This window comes from Pseudomonas sp. EGD-AK9, assembly GCF_000465935.2.
Taxonomy (GTDB): domain Bacteria; phylum Pseudomonadota; class Gammaproteobacteria; order Pseudomonadales; family Pseudomonadaceae; genus Aquipseudomonas.
The window spans coordinates 1-1,385 of sequence record NZ_AVOF01000557.1 but is presented as its reverse complement, the minus strand read 5'-3'; the positions used below and the strand labels follow the sequence as shown (position 1 = coordinate 1,385).

The following is a 1,385-nucleotide window of genomic DNA, read 5'->3' as shown; positions in this document are numbered from 1 at the left end:
GATGGCCGGGTCGCGCAGCGCCGCCAGATAAGCCTGCCGCACCGCCAGCTCGGCACAGGCGGCAGACAGCGCCTGCTCCAGCGGCGGATGACGCAACGCCGCCAGGGCCAGGTCGGGACTGTCGGCGTAATGGGTGGAGTTAATGGTGGAAGACATGCGCGCACTCGCCAGAGGGAAATCGGATCAGCCTAGGCGCACTGAGACCGGCTGTCGTGGCGGCGGTTCACGCTCTCGGCATGCGCAGGCGACGCACGGCCGCCTGCACTCGCCTCGCCTCAATCCAGCGCCGCTACCCGATGCCGCTCGGCCAGCCGGCTACGCCCATACAGCAGGGCGATGGCGGCCAGCGCCAGGCCCTGGGCCGACAGGCTCCAGGCGTCGGCGTGGATGCCCAGCCAGTCGAATTCGAAGAAGGCCACCGGCCGCGTGCCGAGCACCCCGGCCTCCTGCAGCGCCGCCACGCCATGACCGGCGAACACCACCGAGAGCAGGCACAGCAGCACCGCGTTGACGCCAAAGAAGGTCGCCAGCGGCAGCCTGCGCGAGCCGCGCAGGATCGCCCAGGCCAGGCCGAGCAGCAGCACCAACGCCGCCGCCGCACCGGCCAGCACCGCGCCGTGGCCCTGCGGCCCGGCCTGCAGCCAGAGGGTCTCGTAGAACAGGATGACCTCGAACAGCTCGCGATAGACCGAGAAGAACGCCAGCACGGCGAAGCCAAAACGGCCGCCGCCGCCGACCAGGCTGCTGTTGATGTAATCCTGCCAGGCCGCGGCATGCCGGCAGTCGTGCATCCACACCCCGACCCACAGCAGCACCGCACTGGCGAACAGCGCCGTGGCGCCTTCCAGCAGTTCGCGCTGGGCGCCGCTGATGTCGATCAGGTAGGCCGCCACTGCCCAGGTGGCGAGGCCGGCCAGCAGTGCCAGGCCCCAGCCGACATGCACGCTGCGCAGCGCCTGTGGCTGGCCGGTGTTGCGCAGGAAGGCGAGGATCGCCGCCAGCACCAGGATCGCCTCCAGGCCTTCGCGCAGCAGGATCAGCAGGCTGGCGAAGAAGCTCAGGCTGCCATCCATGGCGCCATCGGCCAGCAGCGCGGCGGACTTGTCCAGCTCCACCCTCGCCTGCTCCAGCGCCTGCGCCGCCTGCGCCACGCTGGCGCCGTCCTGCAGCGCCTGGCGGTAGGCCATCAAGGCGCGCTCGGTGGTCTTGCGCTGGACCGCATCGAGGTTGTCGAGGGCGCTTTCCACCAGCTCGAAGCCCTCCAGATAGGCGCCGACGGAGAGGTCGTAGGCTTGCTCCCGGTCGCCCGCGCGATAGGCCGCCAGGCTGCTCTGCAGGGTGCTACGGCTGTAATCGATCAGCGCCTGCGGGCCGCGCTGCTGCAG

The 1,385-nt window shown here is 70.7% G+C and carries 1 protein-coding gene; it reads right to left on the bottom strand.

Annotated elements, in window-relative coordinates:
- Positions 1 to 275: 275 nt before the first annotated feature.
- Positions 276 to 1,385 (bottom strand): FTR1 family protein (locus N878_RS20545; RefSeq protein ID WP_021445416.1); only part of this gene is annotated, 1,110 nt, incomplete at its 5' end.